At 41.6% G+C, this 21,543-nt stretch carries 17 protein-coding genes; 10 read left to right on the forward strand and 7 right to left on the reverse strand.

What is annotated here, in order from left to right:
- Window positions 1-36 precede the first annotated feature (36 nt).
- From H6G14_RS20115 to H6G14_RS20125, 3 genes are all read right to left on the reverse strand, one after another.
- A complete protein-coding gene (locus H6G14_RS20115) occupies window positions 37-2,856 on the reverse strand; it encodes a DUF3131 domain-containing protein (protein ID WP_190569078.1) in 2,820 nt (939 codons plus the stop codon).
- A gap of 241 nt (window positions 2,857-3,097) precedes the next feature.
- The gene (locus tag H6G14_RS20120) at window positions 3,098-4,582 is read right to left on the reverse strand and encodes a DUF3131 domain-containing protein (RefSeq protein ID WP_190569079.1); all 1,485 of its coding nucleotides are present in this window, start codon (window positions 4,580-4,582) and stop codon (window positions 3,098-3,100) included.
- A gap of 79 nt (window positions 4,583-4,661) precedes the next feature.
- Window positions 4,662-5,957: a cellulose synthase subunit BcsC-related outer membrane protein gene (locus tag H6G14_RS20125; protein ID WP_190569080.1), complete on the reverse strand. Its 1,296-nt coding sequence runs from the start codon at window positions 5,955-5,957 to the stop codon at window positions 4,662-4,664.
- Window positions 5,958-6,643: 686 nt separating this feature from the next.
- On the opposite strand from H6G14_RS20125, the gene H6G14_RS20130 reads away from it, so the two are divergent.
- The gene (locus tag H6G14_RS20130) at window positions 6,644-7,435 is read left to right on the forward strand and encodes an SDR family NAD(P)-dependent oxidoreductase (RefSeq protein ID WP_190569081.1); all 792 of its coding nucleotides are present in this window, start codon (window positions 6,644-6,646) and stop codon (window positions 7,433-7,435) included.
- Between the two features lie 107 nt (window positions 7,436-7,542).
- Here H6G14_RS20130 and H6G14_RS20135 read toward each other — a convergent pair whose 3' ends face one another.
- Window positions 7,543-8,109: a hypothetical protein gene (locus H6G14_RS20135; protein WP_190569082.1), complete on the reverse strand. Its 567-nt coding sequence runs from the start codon at window positions 8,107-8,109 to the stop codon at window positions 7,543-7,545.
- A gap of 272 nt (window positions 8,110-8,381) precedes the next feature.
- Entirely contained in the window at window positions 8,382-9,548 is a 1,167-nt protein-coding gene (gene hemH / locus H6G14_RS20140; RefSeq protein WP_190569083.1) for a ferrochelatase, read from the reverse strand.
- A 93-nt stretch (window positions 9,549-9,641) separates the two neighbouring features.
- Between hemH and H6G14_RS20145 the strand changes: the two genes are divergently transcribed.
- On the forward strand, window positions 9,642-10,271 hold the full coding sequence (locus tag H6G14_RS20145; protein WP_190569084.1) for a class I SAM-dependent methyltransferase: 630 nt from the start codon (window positions 9,642-9,644) through the stop codon (window positions 10,269-10,271).
- Between the two features lie 231 nt (window positions 10,272-10,502).
- On the opposite strand, the gene H6G14_RS20150 is transcribed toward H6G14_RS20145, so the two are convergent.
- Window positions 10,503-11,903 (reverse strand): amidohydrolase family protein, encoded by a 1,401-nt coding sequence (locus H6G14_RS20150; RefSeq protein WP_190569085.1) that lies wholly within the window; start codon window positions 11,901-11,903, stop codon window positions 10,503-10,505.
- An 83-nt stretch (window positions 11,904-11,986) separates the two neighbouring features.
- Here H6G14_RS20150 and H6G14_RS20155 point away from each other — a divergent pair, with 83 nt between their 5' ends.
- The 6 genes from H6G14_RS20155 (at window position 11,987) to H6G14_RS20180 (ending at window position 18,246) form a co-directional block, all read left to right on the forward strand.
- The gene (locus H6G14_RS20155) at window positions 11,987-12,781 is read left to right on the forward strand and encodes a cysteine hydrolase family protein (RefSeq protein WP_190569086.1); all 795 of its coding nucleotides are present in this window, start codon (window positions 11,987-11,989) and stop codon (window positions 12,779-12,781) included.
- Window positions 12,782-13,237, forward strand: a complete 456-nt coding sequence (locus H6G14_RS20160) for a cupin domain-containing protein (RefSeq protein WP_010997888.1) — start codon at window positions 12,782-12,784, stop codon at window positions 13,235-13,237.
- Window positions 13,238-13,493: 256 nt separating this feature from the next.
- Window positions 13,494-14,879, forward strand: coding sequence for a cytochrome P450 (locus H6G14_RS20165; RefSeq protein WP_190569087.1), 1,386 nt, complete (start codon window positions 13,494-13,496; stop codon window positions 14,877-14,879).
- A 316-nt stretch (window positions 14,880-15,195) separates the two neighbouring features.
- Entirely contained in the window at window positions 15,196-15,954 is a 759-nt protein-coding gene (locus H6G14_RS20170; RefSeq protein WP_190569088.1) for an LmeA family phospholipid-binding protein, read from the forward strand.
- 108 nt (window positions 15,955-16,062) lie between these two features.
- Window positions 16,063-17,760: a beta-carotene ketolase CrtO gene (gene crtO / locus H6G14_RS20175; RefSeq protein ID WP_190569089.1), complete on the forward strand. Its 1,698-nt coding sequence runs from the start codon at window positions 16,063-16,065 to the stop codon at window positions 17,758-17,760.
- A 123-nt stretch (window positions 17,761-17,883) separates the two neighbouring features.
- Complete coding sequence (locus tag H6G14_RS20180; protein WP_190569090.1) at window positions 17,884-18,246, forward strand: ArsR/SmtB family transcription factor; 363 nt, start codon at window positions 17,884-17,886, stop codon at window positions 18,244-18,246.
- 74 nt (window positions 18,247-18,320) lie between these two features.
- On the opposite strand, the gene psbA is transcribed toward H6G14_RS20180, so the two are convergent.
- Window positions 18,321-19,403 (reverse strand): photosystem II q(b) protein, encoded by a 1,083-nt coding sequence (gene psbA / locus H6G14_RS20185; protein WP_190569091.1) that lies wholly within the window; start codon window positions 19,401-19,403, stop codon window positions 18,321-18,323.
- A 198-nt stretch (window positions 19,404-19,601) separates the two neighbouring features.
- Here psbA and H6G14_RS20190 point away from each other — a divergent pair, with 198 nt between their 5' ends.
- Window positions 19,602-20,729: an NAD(P)H-dependent flavin oxidoreductase gene (locus H6G14_RS20190; RefSeq protein WP_190569092.1), complete on the forward strand. Its 1,128-nt coding sequence runs from the start codon at window positions 19,602-19,604 to the stop codon at window positions 20,727-20,729.
- Between the two features lie 98 nt (window positions 20,730-20,827).
- Window positions 20,828-21,541 (forward strand): heterocyst differentiation pentapeptide repeat protein HetL, encoded by a 714-nt coding sequence (gene hetL, locus H6G14_RS20195; protein ID WP_190569093.1) that lies wholly within the window; start codon window positions 20,828-20,830, stop codon window positions 21,539-21,541.
- The last annotated feature ends 2 nt before the right edge of the window (window positions 21,542-21,543 follow it).

Raw genomic sequence — 21,543 nt, forward strand, 5'->3', positions numbered from 1 at the left:
TTATCGTCGAAAACAAAACTCCCAATTCCTGCTACATCACTGGGAAGAATCGGACATCCAATAACTGCCATAACTATCAGAAATTAATCGGACTCTTGATTTAGCAATTCTTGGTAAGCCTCGGCCAGAGTCCCCTTGCGCCACAGCTTGCCACCAAGGTGATTGCATGGCAGTAGATGGACGAATTAAGGGTTGGCGGTTGGTGACTTTGTACAGTAAGGATTGTAAAATCATACTGTTGGTGCTGCTGGTGAAACCAACGGCTGTTTTACCGGTGGTTTCATAAAAGCCTTCGTAAAATCCTGCTAGTGGGTTATATAAGTCTGTGGTTCCTGCAAATAACTTTTGACTATATTGATTTTCTGGTAGTAGAGAATGATAGGCAAAAGCTACGGCTGTACTTACCATTCGCCCTTGGGGTACAGTTTGCCCGTCATCACCTAAAACTTGCCAAGGTTCACCCTTACCAGTAATTGTGCTGTGGACAGTGTAAGGCTTGCGGTCTATGAGAGTGGTAGCTGAGGCTGTGAGGGTGTCGGTGCGGCGGTAACGCTCTGCTTGTGCTTGAAAAATTGACTCAAAGAGCGATCGCATTTGTGGATCTAAGCCAAATTCTAGGGCGTAAAGTAAGAAAGGATTACTAACTGTATATTGGTTAACCTTGGAGTTAGTATCTGTGCGGCGGCGTTGGGTAGGAACCTTTACCCCTTCCACCAAGGTAGTTTGATATTCACCACCAACAGCCGAACCCTCTACCTCAAATCCCCATAGTTGAAAACCACGAGCAGCGTATTCTTCATAACCCAAGCGGGTTTCTAGATTGACGCGGGTAAGATATCTTCCTTCCTTACCTGGGGTAACTGTGGCGCTGGAAAGAACTTTATCCCGCACCACCCGCAAGTATGACCAATCTAAAACAATTTGATCAACTGCTTGAGTATATTCTGGGTGACAGCTTTTTAAGTTATACAGTGCTGCTAATAACCTACCTATATCTAAAGCTGACCAACCGTTACCCTGGGGAACCGGATTCCCACCATAATCAATCGGTTGGAGAACTCGCGTATCATAACCTCGATTCGGTAATTCTCCGGCAAATAAGGGTAGCTGGCCTAAGGCTGCTAATAAATGCCGGGTACGCTGGTCAAATTCCTTCGGGGAAATAATCTCCAGCGATCGCACCACATGAAGCGCCGCTAGATAATCTCCCAATCCCCAAAGAGTAGCGCCCTGAAAATCGCTGCGATCGTCGATTAACCCACTACGAGCATGATAATTGGCTTGAAAGTACCTCCATGCTGCTTCTGCATAGCGCCGTTCCACTACCGTTAGAGGTCGAGCGAGTTTCAAGGTAGAAGATGGGTCTGGATTACCCACTGGGGGAATGGGTGCGATCGTCACTTCCCCAACCTGAGGAGTATTTCCTGATATTGGAGGGCTAGAATTTGTTGGGGTTGTAGATGTTTGCGCCACCTTGGGAGTTTCTCCTGGTGGGGGAGTCGCAGCAGAGGAAGTATTGTTGTTTGCTGGTTTGCTTGGTTGACTAACAGCACTCGAACCAATTAAAGGACGATTTCCTCTGGCTTTGTAGTATAAAATCTCCAAAATTAGCCCATTGGTATTGCCAGTTAAAGCTTTATTCGGCTGCTTTGATTCCTCATAAATACCAGCGTAAAAACCACCGCCATCGGGACTGCGGAGATCCTTGACCGCATCGAAAATCTTTTGTGCATAAGCATTATTTGGGAAAAGATAGCGCCAACCAAAAGCCGCTTTGCTACTAACACTACGAAACTGGGGGTAAGGTTGATTTGTATCGGTGATAGTTGCCCAATTTTTACCGTTGGCATAAACGGTGTTGTAGAGAAAATAAGGTTCTTGGTCAATGTTGTCTTCCGTCACCGCAGTTAACTGACCTGTCGCATCGTAGCGCCGCTTCTGTACCTCCAAAACCCTAGCAGCAAAATCGCCTAACTCTCCCTGAAAACCAAATTCGATGCCTTCCAGGATATAAGACTCACTCACGACATAATTATTCGCATTGGTGCTTTGGAAATCGCGGGTATCAACGGGAATCTGTACACCATTAATTTCCACCATCTTATATGGTTCTAAAGCCAGAGCTTTGGGCGCGGCAAAACCCCAAAGTTGATAACCCCTAACTGCATATTCTTCATAGCCGAGTCGTCCCTCTTGTACCAGTAATGTGGTGTTATCTGGGAGGACTGTTGCGCCAAAAAGTTGTTCATCTTTGAGCGATCGCCCTACTTGCCACTTAGCTACAATCCCTTTGAGCCAATCATTATATTGAGGGTGACAAGTGCGAATTACATCAAAGGCCGCCAATATCCGACCGACATCTAAGGCAGACCAGCCAATACCCCGTTCAATGGGAGTATTAGTGTAATCTACCATCTGTCCAGTAGCTGCGTTGTAGACTTTATTCGGCAAAGCATCCTCAAACAACTTCAGATTTCCCAGACCCGTCAAAAACTTATTCAGGCGAGCGTCAAAGTCTGCTTGATCAGTGAGATTCAACCACCGCGCCGCATTCAACGCCATTAAGTAGTTCCCCATATCCCACAGCGTACCGGAAGGATAACCCCCTGTAGAATTAGTAAATCCTGTTGCTGGCTGATAGTTTTTCACAAAATATTGCCAAGCCGCACGAGCATAAGTTTGTTCCTCAGGGCTGAGAGGAGATGTAATACTGCTACAACTGGCGGAATTAGCAGCAAAATTAGAACTCTGTGCTAAGGTGCGTACTGGAACATAGAACAAAAACTGCAACAATGTCCCAACTAGGAACAATGCCATCCATTTCCACAGCTTTTGTTGGCGTTGCTTGTATAGCATATACGGAGAGTTAAAAATCAGTACATTGATAGCACTGCGGTAGAAATGAATTGAATCGCATTAGCGAATCACATGAAATTGCGGACTCATGACTTTAGATGTTAGGCGGAAATTTTTGCTATATCAGCGAGGAATACACTGAATCTCTTGTACTTAGGTACAAAATACAAGTTAATATACTGATATATTCTGGGTATAATGCTTTATTTACTTTTAGTTCACAGTAATCTTGACTTTGAAACTATTGCTCAGGTGCGATCGCTCCAACACCTCCGCTTTCAAGCTTAACTCCTGCCCAAACAATGAGGGGTTTACCCACTTGCTTATAGAGAAAACTTTCTAAAATTACGCCATTATTATTAGCTGTGAGCGCTTTATTTGGCTGACGTAAAGATTCATACAATCCGTTGTACCAGCCTTTATCAGATTTCAGTTGCTTGAAAACAGTGTTAGATAAAGCGCTTGTGTAATCAGTGTTGTAAAGCATATGCCAGCCGATCGCCGCTTTGGCACTGAGAAAACGTAAATTATTGTACTGTTGTCCGGTGTCTGTAATCGTTGCCCAAGGTTTACCGTTCACAAACAAGCTGTTGTAAACAAAGTAAGGCAGACGGTCTACATTGTCTTCTGTCAAAGCGGTTAACTCTTGTGTTGCTTGATAACGGGCTACTTGAGCGGCTAAAACTCTATCAGCATAAACTTTAGGCAAAGCCTGAAACCCAGTTTCTATGCCATCCAGAATATAGGGTTCGCTGAGAACATAGTTATTTGCGCCTGAGTTGTTAGCATCGCGGCGATCATAAGGAACACCTTGCCCGTAGAGATTGACAAAGGCGGTTTGCGAACGATAATCTAAGGCTTGCTTGACATCTAACCCCCATAGTTGCAAACCGCAGGCGGCGTAATTCTCATAGCCTAAGCGCCCTTCTTGGTGATATTGTTCTTGACCTTGAACAACGCTAGTGCCGTACATTTGCCCGTTTCTGGTGAGGCGCTTGACTTGCCAATGCTTCCAAACAGCTTGCACAGGCGATCGCATTTGGGGATACTTGGCTTCGACAATTTTTAGCCAGATAGCCATTCGTCCTAAATCAATTGCTGACCAGCCAATTTCTTCTCGTTGCTCTAATTTTCCATAATTAACAGGAAGGAGAGTTTTGGCATTGTAGACTTTGTTGGGCAGTTCACCTTTATATAAAGGTAGGGTTGCTAAAGTCTGCAACATTTTACTCATCTTTGCCTCAAATTCTGCCACTGGAATGAGATTTAGTTCTCTAGCACTCACCAAAGCAGCGATCGCCGCCGCCTGATCCCACATAGTGACAGAACTAAAGCCATCGGCGGAATTAACTAAGCCGGTTTCATCGTTCCAGTTGTGTTGAAAATATGACCAAGCTATCCGAGCGTTAGCCATATCTACCGCATCCAGTTTGCCAAGTTTCACCCCGATGTAAGGTGTTTTAGTTTTGGTTAATTCACTAGTAGGAACCTCTGTTCCTGGTAGAACTACAGATTTAGCATCAAGTTTTGCTACCTTTTGTGATTGTGTTTCCACATTAGCGGTAGGAGAAGTTTGAGGTGTTGATATTGCAGATATTGACGTATTTTGAGCCAGACGACTAGACAAAGAATTTAACCCAGCGATCGCTATCACTGCGGTAACCACCCCTCCAACAGCAGCTAGTATAGACAAGCCTGGAGGTGGGGGTTGAAAGTCGGAACTCATGCTGTATCAAGCCTTATTGTGTAATTTACTCAAAGCTTTAACAACGTTATCTTTCCCAATTCGCAAATTTAACTAACATTTAAAATCTCATCCTTAACTGTCCCGTCAAAGAACCTCCACTGTAATCACTTCCGCCTGTATCTTGATTTCGCACATTACTAAAGCCATAGCCAATATCAGCCTCTATTTTTGGCGATAACTTGACTGTACAACGACTTTGATAAGTGTTGGCGTTATCAGTTTCTCCATTAATTCGCTGTTGTCCCACATTGGCTGACAGCCGACACTGCAAGAAATTAGCAATATCGCCCTGCCAAGCAACTTCAGCGTTGTATGCGAGAAAATCTGGAGGAGAAAAATAGCCGCTAGTGCTTTCCAGATTGCGACTGTAACTCCAATTGAATAAGTTAGCCGCCAAAGAAAATTGTCCAAACTTGCGTTCTAGCCTGCTAAAAGACTGAATTTCAAAATTGCGATCGCTATAGTTACCCAAACGCAGCGATGAGAATAAACTAGTGTCACGATCAATTTGCCAATATAAATTAGGCCCAAACCGCCAAGCTGTAATTTGATTTTCTAAGGTTTGAACATTAGATTTATAAGGGCCTTGTTCTAAGTTAGCTGATATGATTAAACCCGATACTAATTGACCTGAAGAAGAAATTTGTGGTGGTATAATAGGAGCTTCCATCTGAGCATTGAAATTGATAGCTGTCGGTAATCGATTAAAGACATCAACTCCTACTGTTGTTTGTAGAGTTATTTCATCTACTTTTCCTTGCCATCCAATTTTCACGGGAATGTTAGTAACCGATTCCACATCCCGTTGTTCAAACAATTCTAAACCTGTTTTGAGAAATATTTTATTGCCGTTAGGCAATTTAAACTGAATTGTTGGTTCAACGAGTAAGTTACTTTGACCAAAGTTATTAGTATCATTCACGAAGTCTGTTTGAATACTTTCTAATACTGTCACTGGCTTAACCGATTCGGTGGGATTTGCAGGTGGAATCGGGTTAGGCTGTATTGTGGGTGGTATTGGTATAGCTGGAGGTAATCGTAATCCAGGATTGAAGTTTTCCGGGGCAGCAATTAAGATATGTTTTTTATCTAATTGATTTAAAAGTATATTGGGGTGGCGTTGATTATTCTGGATAGAGAATAAATCAACATTTTTATTATTAAAAGTGATATTTTCTAGCGATTTCGAGAATTTATCCCAATTACTGTGTATTGGAGCAGCTTGTGAATTTGCTGTTAATAATCCCCAAATACCGAAACTCCAGAATAAAATAAGCTGAATTTTTAGTCCTTGCGAAAAGGGTTTAGCATACTTGTATCGATATACAAAGTTATAATAGGCTCTAATTTTCATAATGAAATATCATACTTTGTAGTATTAGCAACAATCTCAGAATTATTTTTCTGCTGTTGCTCACTTTAACTTAATCGACACTATAGAAATTTCTTTCAATGTTTGGAAAAATTAAATAAATTTTAACTTCGTTTTCATACCAATTAAAAATTTAAAAATCCATACTTTACAAGGGTTTCTAGTTTCATAACCACCGTAAAATCGGAGATTAAGTATGATTTTCGTTTAGCACATACTACACAAAAATTCATCCAGTCAGATATACATATTTAAATTTTTGCAAGCATTACCCTAAATAATATAGTTTTAATTCCGAACAAAAATTATTTTTTAGATAGAATATATATATACAAAAATGCCCCAACAAGTTGAATATAATTTTGGACGGCTCGTTCATATTTATCAAATAAAAATTAGAATTCAGGAGCCTGAAATCAGCAAAAATTATGTGCAAATTACGGATGCAGCTAGCTTCTCCTCATCCTTAACCAAAACAAGAGGATTTAAGCGCACACTAACTAAGTTCGATTGCTGAAATTTATTTACCCTGATAGTTATCGCAGGCTGCTGAATCATATTTAAAGCGTTATCATTTTGGTTTTTTAAATAGGTCAATTCTTTAGTTACCCATTCTCTTTTGATAAATACAGACCTAGTTAATCTATTGAAATCACCCAACATCAAACATGAACAAAACACATAAGCAGACTGCTCTAATTACTGGTGCAGCTAGTGGTATTGGTTATGAATTAGTGTGTATTTTCGCTGAAAATGATTACAATCTCGTATTAGTAGATCGAGCAAAGGAAAAACTAGAAGAAATAGCGATTGAGTTTCAAGATAAATTCGGAATTTCTGTTAAGCCTATTGTCCGAGATTTATCTAAAACAACATCTCCTGAAGAAATTTTCCAAGAGGTAGAACAGGCAAATATTAAAGTTGATGTGCTAGTTAATAATGCTGGGTTTGGTACCTATGGATTATTTAATGACACTAACCTGACTGATGAACTAGAAATGCTACAGGTAAATTTGGTATGTACTACCCATTTAACTAAGTTATTTCTCAAAAATATGGTTCAGCAAGGTGAGGGCAAAATCTTAAATGTCTCTTCTGCTGCGGCTTTTCAACCAGGGCCTTTGATGGCCGTTTATTTTGCGACTAAAGCCTACGTATTATCTTTTTCTGAAGCACTCGCCAATGAATTAGACGGTACAGGTGTCACTGTGACAGTTCTTTGTCCCGGAACGACACAGTCTGCTTTCCATCAGAGAACGGGGATGGCAGATTCTAAGCTAGTTAAAGGTAAAAGGATGATGGATGCAGCAACTGTAGCCGATATTGGTTATCGTGGTTTGATGCAGGGCAAAACAATTGTTATTCCTGGTTTGATCAATAAAATAATGGCGAAAAGTATCAGATTTATCCCCAGGAAACTAGTAACTAAAATTGTCAGGAATATGCAGGAAAATAAATAATGATCTATTTAGTCAATAGTCATTAATAGTTAAGTGTTGAGTTGAAAATTATTGCTTCCAACCCAACACTTTCTAATTTTCCTGAGACATTGAATTAGCAAACGGAGTTAGTATACTTGAAACTGAGCTAAACCATAAGGAATCTCTCGGTTAAAGCCAATATGTCCACCAGCTAATTCATAATTAAAAGTACTTTTGGAGGGATAGGGATAACCAAATGCCAAATCTGTGAGGGCAATTTCTAAAGTGCTTCCTGGGGCTACTGGTTGAGCAAAGCTAATTCTCACTCGCTCTCCTTCTCTGGTAACGTTGGCATTGATGCTTTGACCAGATTGATCTGTGACTGTAATATTGTCACCAATGCTGATATTTTCTTGCGGTAAAACCGTCACGTAGGCTAAAGGTTGACTACCTGTGTAGAGACTGATGTAATTGGTGGTACGAGATGTACTTGTATGTTTAATTCGAGGTGCGCCAAAACTATCTTGAGTTATTGGTGTAGTTTGTGGAATTTGGGTTCCTGGGGTTTGAGTGTTGGGAATTTGAGTGTCAGGAATTTGGGTTCCTGGGGTTTGAGTTTCAGGTATTGGAGTTACGGGTGTTTGGGCTACAACAGGTAAACTAGTTGCAGCGATCGCCAAACCTAATGTTGATAACCAAAATAATTTTCTCATGATGAATGTCCTGTAACTAACGTAATTTATCAATCAAATCAAACTCACTTTAAAAAATATCAGCAGCCAATACGTCCCACTAATGGGATATTTAGTCGATTTTTCTCCAGTTTTTATTCCTATCTTTTGAAAGAATTACTACTATTCATTAGTTATAAAAAATCGGGCATTGATCAAAATTCAATGCCCGATTTATCACTCCAATTAATATTTTTTTGTGATAGAAATATTACAGCGACGCTCTCAGATGGGATGTCATCGTTTTTCTCTCACTACTGCAAAAGCCCAATCATATGCAGTAGGCCTTGACCCGTCACTAACTCGATGATTAGAGCAATAAAACCTAACATCGCAATCCGTCCATTCCATACTTCCGCACTAGTAGTCATACCCCATTCCCAACTTTCGGGAGGGTACATTTTTACCCGCTTTTTCATTTGGGCTGCTTGCGACAGCTTGAAGCTGGGTTTGTTGAGCGCATCAATTACTAAATTCGCCAAAGCTCTAATAAATACTGGATGGGTATTAGGTGCAGGGACGCGACGGAAATTGTGGATTCCGGCTTCTTCTGCTATTTCCCGATACTCAATATCAATTTCTTGTAGTGTCTCAATGTGTTCGGAGACGAAACTGATAGGTACAACAACTAAATCTTTGACACCTTGCGCGCCTAGTTCTTTGAGTGCATCTTCAGTATAGGGTTGCAGCCATTCAACTGGGCCGACGCGACTTTGGTAGGCTAAAGTGTGAGGATTTGGTCGATTGAGGGTTTGCATAATTAATGCAGTACATTCCTCAATCTCTTGCTGATAGGGGTCGCCTGCTTCTTCAACATAGCTTTTAGGTACACCATGAGCGCTGAAGAACACATGAACTTGATCAGGATCAGAAAATTGGTCTACTTCTTGGCGGATGAGTTCCGCCATCGCCTGTAAATAACCTGGTTCTTTATACCAAGAGGGAATGACGGTGTATTCCAGACGTTGTAGTTTGGGGTCTTCTTGCCAAAGTCTTTCTAGTAGACGGAAGCTAGAGCCACTAGTGCTGATGGAGAATTGGGGGTATAGTGGCAAAATCACCAAGTTATCAAGGTTATCTTGGGTCAAAAGAGCGATCGCTTCTTCCGTATATGGGTGCCAATAACGCATTCCCACATAAATATTCGCTTCTTGACCCAAATAATGCAACTGTTCCTTTAAAGCTTCTCCTTGGGCTTCCGTAATTCGCCGTAGTGGGGAGCCACCGCCAATTTGTTTATAGTTCTCTTGGGAGGTTTTAGTGCGTCGAGAAGCAATAAACCAAGCCAAGGGCTTCTGCAACCACCGGAATGGTAAGCGTATAATTTCCGGATCGGAGAATAGGTTAAACAAAAAAGGCCCTACATCCTCCAGCTTATCGGGACCACCGAGATTGAGTAATAATACGCCTACACGACCCATAGCAGTTATTTTCCCCCAACCTTTTCAGATTTTTTACTAATGTTAACAATATATCTTTATTAAATATAAAGCTTAACAGTTAGGAATAGTACAATGGCAACAATTTTCAGGGATTTAAGTTATCGCTATCAATGGCTGTACGATTCCATATCTCGCGTAGCTGCGCTGACTGTAGGTGGAGAAGCCAGATTTCGGGAATTAGCTTTGCAAGGATTAACCATTGAGGCAAATACTTCTGTGTTAGATGTTTGTTGTGGTAGTGGTCAAGCAACGCAATTATTAGTGAAATATTCACAAAACGTAACAGGATTAGATGCTTCTCCCTTATCTTTGCGACGGGCTAGACAAAATGTCCCAGAGGCTAATTATGTAGAAGCTTTTGCGGAGAAAATGCCATTTCCAGATAACCAGTTTGATGTAGTGCATACCAGTGCGGCTTTACATGAAATGGAACCGCAACAATTGCGAGAAATTATTCAAGAAATTTATCGCGTGCTGAAACCGGGAGGAGTGTTTACATTAGTAGATTTTCACACTCCTACTAATCCCATCTTCTGGCCTGGTTTAACAGTATTTTTACTGTTATTTGAGACAGAAACAGCTTGGCAGTTATTAAAAACAGATTTAGCTGGTTTACTCACTGAAATTGGTTTTGAAGTAGGTAAAACCACTTTATATGCGGGTGGCAGTTTACAGGTGATTCAAGCTAAGAAATCGATTTGATTTCTGTTGGCGTAGCCTGCGGTTGTGCAGAAAATTCTCAGTATCTGTAGGGTGGGCAATGCCCACCAAAACCATTAGTTGATGGGCATAGAGAATAGACATTATCACCACAATTGCTGTTTATACCAATTCTCTATGAAGTTGCGCCAAATAAATGATGTAGAGACGTTGTATGCAACTTCTCTAAAGTACTACTAAATTTGTGTGTACACCGTAGCTCTTTGGACAAGATTAAATTAAACCCATGACTGTGCGGTAATGAAGCTCGAATTGTTCCACTGTTTGAGATTGGCGATTAGTAGCCCATTCACTGAGGTGGAATAATTCTGCTCGCAATTTCTCAACGTCAATTGTACTTACTTGACCATTGTTGATGATTTGCTGACCATTTACCCAAGCACTATCAACAACATTTGTAGGACGACCTAAAACTAATAAACCAATGGGATCTGTACGCGGAACTAATGATAAGTTAGTGAGATCATACAGTATTAAATCGGCTTTTTTGCCAACGGTAATTGAACCGAGTTGATCCGCCAGATTTAGTCCCTTGGCCGCGCCTAAAGATGCCATTTCTACTGCTTGTCTGGGAGAAATCCAAGAGCGATAATCAAAGTCGGTGACGTTATGTAAAATAGACCCGATTTTAATAGCTTCTAATAAATCCTGTGAGTCGTTACTAGAAGCACCATCACAACCAAAAGTAACATTTACCCCGGCTTGGCGATATTTTAAAATTGGGGCAATTCCACTACCTAAACGTAAATTACTTAAAGGATTGTGGACGACTGTCGATTGGGTTTGTGCGAGGATATCGATATCAGCATCATTTAACCACACACAATGAGCTAAAGAAGTGCGATCGCCTAAATAACCAATGCGTTGCAGATGGGTAACAGCACTACAACCGTATTTCTCTTGGGCGAGTTTTTCTTGGGCTTTGGTTTCTAATAAGTGAGAGTGACGACAAAGATGATAGCGATCGCTTAATTCAATACAACCTGTGAATAAAGCATCAGTACACAACTGTATCCCCGTAGGAGCGACTAAAATACTCACACCTGCATCTGGACGATGAAACTGTCTCACAGCCTCTTCTACCAATTCTAAGGTGGCAGTAGTTGAACGGAAAAAAGGCTCATGGGTTTGGGTCGATTCCCCCGCAGGTAGCCCGGCGGAGAGGGATTGGTCTTGAATTAGGGGGGCGATAAAAGCCCGAATCCCGACTTCTTGATAAGCGCGGACTGCACTGGCGATAGTTTCTAACTCCTGACCAGGAATTAATACCAGATGATCTACTACACTGGTTCCCCCAGACAGTAAAGTTTCTACCGCCGTACCCAAGGCGCTGAGATAGACCTTCTCCGTATCCAAAGGCGCAAAATCATACAATTCCGCCAGCCATAACTCTAAAGGAAAAATAGAGATTAAGCCTCTTTGCCACATTTCTGATGAGTGGGTATGAGCATTGACAAAACCAGGTAGTAACAGTTTATGTTTACCGTCAATGGCAGTACCGACAACATCTAAATTCGGGGCAATAGCGGCGATTTTATCACCCACAACCTGAACATCGGCAGTGGTGTAACCGTCATCAGTAGCTAGTAGAACATTTTGGATAGTGAAACTCACAGATTTTAACCTTAATTAAGTAATTAAACGCTCAATATGATTTCAAGGTACAAAATAGTAATTATGTTGGGTGATGCAATTTTATGGATCAGTCTTTACGCACATTGGGAGTAGCGCCAAATGCTTGGATGGTGAATCAAGCGATCGCAGATATCACTCGTCCGCAAAAGACTCCACAACCCGTTATCTTATCAACAGAAACCAAAACTCTGCGTCTAGACTTGGCAAAAACAGCCATTATTGTCATAGATATGCAGAACGACTTCTGTCACCCAGATGGCTGGTTAGCCCATATCGGCGTAGACGTGACACCAGCTACTAAACCCATCGTACCTTTAAATAATTTACTGCCAGAATTGCGTGCTGTTGGTGTGCCTGTAATTTGGTTAAATTGGGGCAATCGTCCCGACTTACTGAACATTAGCGCCAATTTACTTCATGTTTACAATCCTACAGGGGAGGGGGTGGGGTTAGGCGATCGCTTACCCAAAAACGATGCTAGAGTACTGATGGCAGGTAGTTGGGCGGCAGCAGTCGTAGACGAACTCCAGCAATCACCACAAGATATTTGTGTGGATAAGTACCGCATGAGTGGCTTTTGGGACACACCTTTAGATAGTATTTTAAAAAACCTGGGAATTACAACAATATTGTTTGCTGGTGTTAACGCTGATCAATGTGTACTGACTACCCTATGTGATGCTAACTTCTTAGGATACGACTGCATTTTAGTCAAAGATTGTACTGCTACAACTTCCCCTGATTATTGTTGGTTAGCGACCTTATATAACGTTAAACAATGCTTTGGTTTTGTTAGTGATTCACAAGCAATTTTCACAGCCCTAAATCACCCTGAAGCCACAGGAAGGGATAAATAAATGCAAGCTACTCGTTGCGTAATTCCTGTTATTAAATCTCCCAAAGATTACCAAGTATATCGTATTAGCCCTCACGATACAAATCGGTTAGCAATTATTTTTGATTCCACCAACGCCAACACTTCCCTCACCTGCTGCGTAGAAATTTTTGAAGTCGGCGGACAAACACCACCTAATCGTCATCAATGGGCGGTAGAAATGTTTTTTGTCATTAAAGGGGAAGGCATAGCCATGTGTGACGGCAAAAAAGTTCCCATCAAAGCCGGAGATAGTTTATTAGTACCTCCCACCGGCACCCATTTAATCAAAAATACAGGCTCTAGTCGCCTGTACACATTAACAATTATGGTTCCTAACGAAGACTTTGCAGAACTAATTCGTAGTGGTACACCCTTAGAGTTAGATGCAGAAGATATGGCAGTACTTGGCAGATTAGATGCCTTGATGCCTTGTTGAACCAATTCGCAATAGCCTGCGGCATCTCTACGAGAGGCTTCCGCCAACGCGTAGCGTCTGTCTACGACACGCTCCGCGAACGTAGAGAAGGCTAACGCAATTCGCAATTCGCCGTTACGTGTTGTAAAGGGGATTTAGGATTAGTAGGGCGGGCAATGCCCACCAAAACAATGATTACTAATAATTTAGAGGTAAGTATTTTTTACTTTGCACTCAGCACTTGCTAATTTATAAAAATCTAATTTATAAAAATTTTATGCACCTACCAAAAGGCCCCCAAACTCCCGTTTTTGTCCAAGTACTGCGCTGGGTTTTTAGCCCCATGTCCTTTCTGGAAGACTGCGCTAAACGTTACGGAGACATTTTCTCGATAAAGTTAGCCAAAGATGTCCCACCGATAGTATTTCTCAGCAACCCCAAAGACATACAGCAAATTTTAACCAACGATAACAACCAACTAGACTCACCAGGTGATTGGAATGATTTATTTGAACCTTTATTAGGTAAACACTCTGTAATTACTCTTTCTGGTGCAGAACACCAACGCCAACGGCAATTATTAATGCCTCCTTTTCATGGCGAAAGAATGCGGGGTTACAGTCAGGTGATTACCGATGTCACAGAAAAAGTTATCGGCCAATACCAGATAGGTCAACCCTTTCAAATCCGTTCTGTGACCCAGGCTATTACCTTAAGGGTAATTATGCAGGCAGTATTTGGTTTATATGAAGGTTCCCGTGCTGAGACACTACAACATTTGTTGTCTGACCTTTTAGAAAAAAGCAGTTCCCCTTTTAGTGTGGCTTTGCTTTATTTCCCTGCCTTACGCCGGGATTTTGGCCCGATTAAATTTTGGGGTGAACAAGTACAAATACAACAGCAAGTTGACGAACTTATCTACGAAGAAATTCAAGAACGTCGAGAAAATCCCGACCCATCACGCACCGATATTCTTAGCTTACTCATGGATGCTAGGGATGCAGACGGTCAACCAATGACCGATGTCGAGTTACGCGATGAATTGATGACCCTGTTAGTAGCAGGTCATGAAACCACGGCTACAGCCTTAGCCTGGGCTATGTATTGGATTCATAAATTACCCGCAGTCAAAGCCAGATTACTGCAAGAATTAGATAGTTTAGGAGATAATCCAGACTCCACCACCATCTTCAAACTGCCCTATCTCAATGCTGTTTACTCTGAAACCCTGAGAATTTACCCAGTAGCAATGCTAACTTTCGCCAGGAGAGTCATCGAAACTATGGCATTGGGTGGTTATGAACTCCCACCAGGTACACCAGTTTTAGGTTCAATTTACTTGACCCACCAAAGGGAAGATTTATATCCAGAACCGAAAAAGTTTAAACCAGAAAGATTTTTAGAAAGGCAGTTTTCACCCTATGAGTATCTACCCTTCGGTGGTGGTACAAGGCGCTGTCTTGGTCTAGCTTTTGCCCAATGGGAGATGAAATTAGCACTTGCTAAAATCATGACTAGCTACGAATTAGAATTAGCTAATAGTGTGGAAGTCCGCCCAAAACGTCGTGGTTTAGTAACAGGCCCACACCGTCCTATCGAGATGGTGATTAAGAGTCAGCGTCAAATCACATCTCGGATTCTAGAAACAACTACTGTAAGCTAATTTGCACAATCTATCGTGAGGGCTGTTGACTGTTAACAGCCCTTATTAGTAATTATGCAATTCAGATGTGCATCAGCTTATAGCAATGTGAAAAAAGAATGCGATAGATATACTGTCAACAGTCAAGAGCTATATTTCTCAAGAATGGTCTAATTTTCATAAATCATTCTTAGGGCTTATTGAATATTAATGACTTGCCTGAAAAATGCTTTGATAGAAACTATTTGTTTTTTTGTATATACCATATTGTAGATCCGATATTGACCACTGAGAGTTTAAAGTTATTAGTGAGAGGAAACTAGGAAAATATGAGTTCATGCCAGATAAGCAGAATTTAGAAGAAAAGTTAATATCTCAGGTGGCTGAAAGAAGCATAACAAATCAGCTAGATACAGCCGAGCAAATTGACATTTATGTCCAGACTGATATTTTAAAAGTATTTCAAGGACAAGCCGATGGTGTAACAGTTAGCGGTCAAGGCTTAGTTACTAAGCAAAATATCCGTGTTCAAGAAATCCAAGTAAAAACGGATAGTATCGCTATCAATCCACTAAGTGCCATTTTTGGAGAAGTTCAACTAGATAAGCCTGTAAATTTAACTACTCGTGTCATTCTCACAGAAGCCGATATTAATTCTGCACTTACATCTGATTTTACTCGTAATTTCATGCAAGATTTCGAGTTAAATATAGATAGAGAAATTATTAGTTTTGAAATGCAAGATATGCAAATATTTTTGCCTAGTGATGGGCAGATGGGCTTTCGTGGTAATTTTATATTAAAGGAAAAGAATAATAGGCGATCGCTCGGTTTTACTGCTATGCTTCGTCCCCGGACTCATTCCCAACCTATAATATTAGAAAGCTTCCATTGTACACAAGGGGAAGGAGTTTCTTTAGAATTAATTACCTCATTGATGCAGAAAGCTAAAGAACTAGTAAATCTCCCTTATTTTGTTTGGGAAGGTATGAAGATTCGTATTAAAAATATGGAAATTCGCCAAAGTATATTAATAGTTTTATTAGAAGTGAATCTCGCTCAATTACCAGAATCAATTATGGAAAAATCTGATTAAAAATACCAGTAAGATTACCTGGAGTTTATTTACTAATAACTATCAAGGTTGTAATTTCGTTTTACCCTTTGTAATATTATCAAGCCACTCTAATTCAAAATAACAAATATGCAGGAATATGATGTTGTAATGATTGGTGCAGGACATAACGGGCTAGTTTGTGCCGCTTATTTGCTGAAAGCTGGCTATAGTGTCCTGCTACTGGAAAAGCGTTCTGTTCCGGGTGGTGCAGCTACAACAGAGGAGTGTTTGCCAAAAGAAGCACCAGGGTTTAAATTTAATTTGTGTGCCATTGATCACGAATTTATTCACTTGGGGCCAGTTGTTGAGGAATTAGAACTGGGTAAATACGGCTTAGAATATCTAGAGTGTGATCCAGTTGTTTTTTGTCCTCATCCCGATGGCAAGTATTTTTTAGCTCATAAATCTTTAGAAAAAACTTGTGCAGAAATCGCTCGGTACAGCGAACGTGATGCTAAAAAATACGCCGAGTTTACCGAATACTGGCAACGGGCAATAGGTGCAATGATTCCTATGTTTAACGCGCCACCAAAATCAATTATTGATATTGTTGGTAATTACGATATCACGAAATTCAAGGACTTATTTTCAGTCATCGGTTCTCCTAACAAAACGCTGGACTTCATTCGCAATATGTTAACCAGCGCAGAAGATATTCTCAATGAGTGGTTTGATTCGGAATTTCTCAAAGCACCCTTAGCAAGATTAGCATCAGAACTCGGCGCGCCTCCATCGCAAAAAACGATCGCTATTGGTGCAATCATGATGGCAATGCGTCACAATCCTGGGATGGCTAGACCTCGCGGTGGTACTGGCGCATTGGTCAAAGCCTTGGTGAACTTGGTCACAAGTAAAGGCGGTGTGATTCTCACAGACCAACACGTTGAAAAAGTTTTAATTGATGACGGTAAAGCCGTTGGTGTGCGGGTAAGTGGTGGTACAGAATATCGTGCTAAATATGGTGTCATTTCTAACATCGACGCGAAACGGTTGTTTTTGCAAATGACCGATAAAAGTGATGTAGATGCAGCCGACCCAGATTTATGGGAAAGGTTGGAACGGCGCATTGTTAACAACAATGAAACCATTCTCAAGATAGATTTGGCATTAGATGAACCTTTGCGTTTTCCTTTCCACGCCCATAAAGATGAATACTTGGTTGGGTCTATTTTAATTGCCGATTCTGTAGCTCATGTGGAACAAGCACATAGTAAATGTACATTGGGAGAAATTCCTGATTCTGACCCATCGATGTATGTAGTTATGCCTAGCTATCTCGACCCCACACTAGCACCTTCTGGCAAACATACAGTGTGGATTGAGTTTTTCGCCCCTTATCAAATCGCTGGTGCAGAAGGTACTGGTTTCAAAGGTACTGGTTGGACGGACGAATTGAAAAACCAAGTTGCAGACAAGGTTGTTGATAAATTGGCAACCTATGCACCAAATGTCAAAACAGCAACAATTGCCCGGCGTGTAGAAAGCCCGGCGGAATTGGGAGAAAGACTAGGTGCATACAAAGGAAATTATTACCACATTGATATGACCTTGGATCAAATGGTCTTTTTCCGTCCCTTGCCAGAAATAGCCAACTACAAAACCCCCATCGATAATTTATTTCTCACTGGTGCAGGTACTCATCCCGGTGGTTCGATTTCGGGAATGCCTGGACGCAACTGTGCGCGGGTATTTTTGCAGACTAAGCACCCCATTACTCAGACTCTCAAGGATGCGAGGGATTCGATTAAGTCAACGGTTGAGTCAGTGTTTGGGATTCATCAATAGTCTGTGGTCAACAGTTGACGGTTGACGGTTGACGGTTGACTACTGATGACAAACTTTAATCGTATTTAGCTATAATACCAACTAGTTATTAAACGCTTTTTGTGTCGGCAATTAAATCTCACTATGCCAAAAATAAAGCCATCCCAGGCTGATCCCTCTGTTCTTGTGGCGGTTGCTGACTATTTTAAGGTACTATCGGAGGCCAGTCGATTACAGATTTTGTCTTGTCTCAAGTCAGGGCCGATGAATGTCATGGAAATTGCGGAGGCGACTGGCTTAGGACAGGCAAATTTGTCTAAGCATTTGAAAGTGTTAACTCAAGCAGGTCTGGTATCTCGTCAGCCTAAGGGTACCAGCGCTTATTACGAGATTACTGATCCAATGATATTTGAACTTTGTGAGTTAGTATGCGATCGCATTAGTCAACGTTTACTACAGCAGGCTAAGAGTCTAAAAGCCCTTCAAGAGAAAACACCAATTTTTTAAAAATCACATAGTCATCTAAAAATAAAGCACCCTAAAATTAGGGTGCTATCTACTAAGCAGCATACCAGGAGAAACTAACTAGCGATCGCTGGAGCAGCCAAAGCAATTGGTTGAACTTCACCAGATGCTAAATCTAGCGGGAAGTTGTGAGCATTTCGCTCGTGCATCACTTCAATCCCTAAGTTGGCTCTGTTGAGCAGGTCTGCCCAAGTGTCAATTGTCCGTCCTTGGTGATCCAAAATTGAGTTATTGAAGTTGAACCCATTCAAGTTAAAGGACATGGTGCTGATACCCAAAGCCGCAAACCAGATGCCAATTACTGGCCAAGCTGCTAGAAAGAAATGCAAAGAACGGGAGTTGTTAAAGCTGGCATATTGGAAGATTAACCTACCAAAGTAACCATGTGCAGCTACGATATTGTAGGTTTCCTCTTCTTGACCAAACTTATAGCCAGTATTGGCTGATTCTACTTCTGAGGTTTCCCGCACTAATGTAGATGTCACCAAGGAACCGTGCATTGCCGAGAATAATGCCCCACCAAAGACTCCAGCCACACCAATCATGTGGAATGGGTGCATGAGAATATTATGTTCCGGTGAAAACACAATCATAAAGTTGAATGTGCCAGAAATACCCAGCATCATCCCATCGGAAAAACTGCCTTGCCCAATGGGATAAATCAACAGCACGGCTGTTGCAGCCGCAACGGGAGCAGAAAAAGCTACAGGAATCCACGGACGCATCCCTAAGCGATAACTTAGTTCCCATTGCCGACCCATATAAGCATAGATGGCAATCAGGAAATGCAGGACAATCATTTGGTAAGGGCCGCCATTGTAAAGCCATTCGTCTAAAGAAGCCGCTTCCCATATAGGGTATAGATGCAGGCCAATAGCGGCTGAAGTTGGCACTACAGTAGCAGTAATAATGTTATTACCGTAGAGCAAAGAACCTGATACTGGTTCACGAATGCCATCCACGTCAACTGGTGGCGCGGCAATAAACGCAAGGATAAAGACAATTGCCGCAGTTAAGGCTGTGGGAATCAACAATACTCCAAACCAACCAACATACATTCGATTTTCCGTACTGGTAATCCAGTTAGCGAATCTATGCCATAAATTAGCGCTACCACGCTGTTCTAAAAGTGTTGTCATTTGTTGTGATGATTGCGAATGTGATGGTGAAATATCAACTGACAAGGGTGTAACTTGTCGTACAATTATTATATAACTTTATAGTAATATAGTTGTCAATTAAAGTAAGTAAAATTTTTCGGCTGAGTACATAAATGTTATCCTCATAACAATTGACACCGAGATGTTAAAATTACTCTAAAGTTATTTAGTTAATGAATGAATAGTTCTGTAAAAACCCGTATCCTCCAGCCTTTACGGATTGGTAAACACATTGCCCGCCATCCCATCATTCAAGGGGCAATGGCCGTGCGGGTATCGGGAGCAAAATTAGCGGGAGCCGTTGCCAATGCTGGGGGTGTGGGCGTGATTGCTTCTTTGGGACTGGGTTTAGATTCGCCCTACTTTGACAAACGCAAAAAACGCAGCTTTTTTACAGCCAATCGCCTAGCTTTAATAGATGAACTAGCAGCAGCCCGCAGTATCAGCCCTGATGGGGTGATTGGAGTAAACATTCTGGTTGCTACCAAAGATTATTCTGTATTAGCCCAAACTGCTGCTGCCCAAGGAGCAGATATCATCATCACTGGTGCAGGATTACCCCTAACTTTACCAGAGTACACCGCCGCATATCCCGATGTGGCACTAGTGCCGAGTGTGGCGAACATGGAAGCGGCTCAGTTGATTTGTGAAACTTGGCAAAGTCGGTATCATCGTTTACCAGATGCGTTGATTGTGGAGAATTGCCAACAGGTAGGGGGACACTTTACCCAGTGTGAGCAAGTTAATGTTCCGGGATTTTCTTTTGAGTCGGTGATTCGTCAACTGCGGGATTATTGCCAAAATCATTTAGGTGCAAGCATACCATTGATTGTGAGTGGGGGAATTAGCGATCGCACCGATATTGATCGGATGATAGCAATAGGGGCTGATGGTGTGCAAATTGGTACGCGTTTTGTGACCACAGTAGAATGTGATGCCGACCAACGTTATAAAGATTATCATCTACAAGCCCAGCCAGAAGATATTGTGACTGTACCCAGTCCAGTGGGCAAACCCAGTCGTGCTTTACATAATTTGTTTACAGAACAGGTAATGAGTAATTCATCAAACTTAGAAAAGCGATGTATTGCCAACTGTTTAGAAACGTGCTTATGTAGAGATCAAGGGAAAACTTATTGCCTTTTGCAAGCACTTGCTCAAGCAGCCCGTGGCGATGTGGAAAATGGCCTAATTTTTTCGGGCGCGAATGCTGGTTATACCCAAGACATCATATCTGTCCCGGAACTGATGACAGAACTCACTCAAGCTCATACCATTGAAGTTTCATCTAGTGACAAATACTAGACAGGAGCATCTGCATCGGCCAAGAATCAGAAGAAAAGAAATTTAAAGAGTGGGTATCATACCCTTTAAATTTATTAATTATTGAATTTGAATTATTTATGAATGTGGGTGAAATTCTGAGACATTATGCTGCTGGCAAACGCAACTTTCAGCATATCAATCTGCAAGAAGTAGAATTAACAAATGCAAGCCTCACAGGTGCAGATTTGAGCTACGCCGATTTACGTCAGACGCGACTTGGTAAAAGCAACTTCAGCCATACCTGTTTACGAGAAGCAGACTTGAGCGAAGCCATTCTCTGGGGAATAGATTTGAGTGAATCCGATTTGTATCGCGCCATTCTCCGCGAAGCAGATTTAACAGGTGCAAAGTTAGTCAAGACTCGTTTGGAAGAAGCCAACTTAATTAAGGCTAGTTTGTGCGGAGCTAATTTGAATAGCGCTAATCTGTCTCGTTGCTTACTCTTTCAAGCAGATTTACGTCCCAGTTCCAACCAGCGCACAGATTTGGGCTACGTGATGTTAACTGGGGCAGATTTAAGCTACGCTGACTTGAGAGCCGCTTCTCTACATCACGCCAATTTAGACTGTGCAAAGCTGTGTCGAGCAAATTTTGGTCGGACAATTCAGTGGGGAAATCTGGCGGCGGATTTAAGCGGGGCTAGCTTGCAAGGTGCAGACTTGAGTTACGCAAATTTGGAAAGTGCCATTTTGCGAAAAGCAAATCTGCAAGGAGCAGACTTAACAGGGGCAATTCTCACAGATGCTGAACTACAGGGAGCTATTATGCCTGATGGTTCGATTCATGATTGAGA

Source organism: Nostoc parmelioides FACHB-3921, from assembly GCF_014696625.1.
Classification (GTDB): domain Bacteria; phylum Cyanobacteriota; class Cyanobacteriia; order Cyanobacteriales; family Nostocaceae; genus Trichormus; species Trichormus parmelioides.

Excerpts from the sequence above, each read along its gene's own strand:
- crtO (WP_190569089.1), top strand. The coding sequence starts at position 16,063 with ATGCAGGAATATGATGTTGTAATGATTGGTGCAGGACATAACGGGCTA.
- H6G14_RS20130 (WP_190569081.1), top strand. The coding sequence starts at position 6,644 with ATGAACAAAACACATAAGCAGACTGCTCTAATTACTGGTGCAGCTAGT.
- H6G14_RS20115 (WP_190569078.1), bottom strand. The coding sequence starts at position 2,856 with ATGCTATACAAGCAACGCCAACAAAAGCTGTGGAAATGGATGGCATTG.
- H6G14_RS20160 (WP_010997888.1), top strand. The coding sequence starts at position 12,782 with ATGCAAGCTACTCGTTGCGTAATTCCTGTTATTAAATCTCCCAAAGAT.
- H6G14_RS20145 (WP_190569084.1), top strand. The coding sequence starts at position 9,642 with ATGGCAACAATTTTCAGGGATTTAAGTTATCGCTATCAATGGCTGTAC.
- H6G14_RS20135 (WP_190569082.1), bottom strand. The coding sequence starts at position 8,109 with ATGAGAAAATTATTTTGGTTATCAACATTAGGTTTGGCGATCGCTGCA.
- H6G14_RS20190 (WP_190569092.1), top strand. The coding sequence starts at position 19,602 with ATGAATAGTTCTGTAAAAACCCGTATCCTCCAGCCTTTACGGATTGGT.
- H6G14_RS20125 (WP_190569080.1), bottom strand. The coding sequence starts at position 5,957 with ATGAAAATTAGAGCCTATTATAACTTTGTATATCGATACAAGTATGCT.
- H6G14_RS20155 (WP_190569086.1), top strand. The coding sequence starts at position 11,987 with ATGGATCAGTCTTTACGCACATTGGGAGTAGCGCCAAATGCTTGGATG.
- hemH (WP_190569083.1), bottom strand. The coding sequence starts at position 9,548 with ATGGGTCGTGTAGGCGTATTATTACTCAATCTCGGTGGTCCCGATAAG.
- psbA (WP_190569091.1), bottom strand. The coding sequence starts at position 19,403 with ATGACAACACTTTTAGAACAGCGTGGTAGCGCTAATTTATGGCATAGA.
- H6G14_RS20165 (WP_190569087.1), top strand. The coding sequence starts at position 13,494 with ATGCACCTACCAAAAGGCCCCCAAACTCCCGTTTTTGTCCAAGTACTG.
- H6G14_RS20120 (WP_190569079.1), bottom strand. The coding sequence starts at position 4,582 with ATGAGTTCCGACTTTCAACCCCCACCTCCAGGCTTGTCTATACTAGCT.
- H6G14_RS20170 (WP_190569088.1), top strand. The coding sequence starts at position 15,196 with ATGCCAGATAAGCAGAATTTAGAAGAAAAGTTAATATCTCAGGTGGCT.
- hetL (WP_190569093.1), top strand. The coding sequence starts at position 20,828 with ATGAATGTGGGTGAAATTCTGAGACATTATGCTGCTGGCAAACGCAAC.
- H6G14_RS20180 (WP_190569090.1), top strand. The coding sequence starts at position 17,884 with ATGCCAAAAATAAAGCCATCCCAGGCTGATCCCTCTGTTCTTGTGGCG.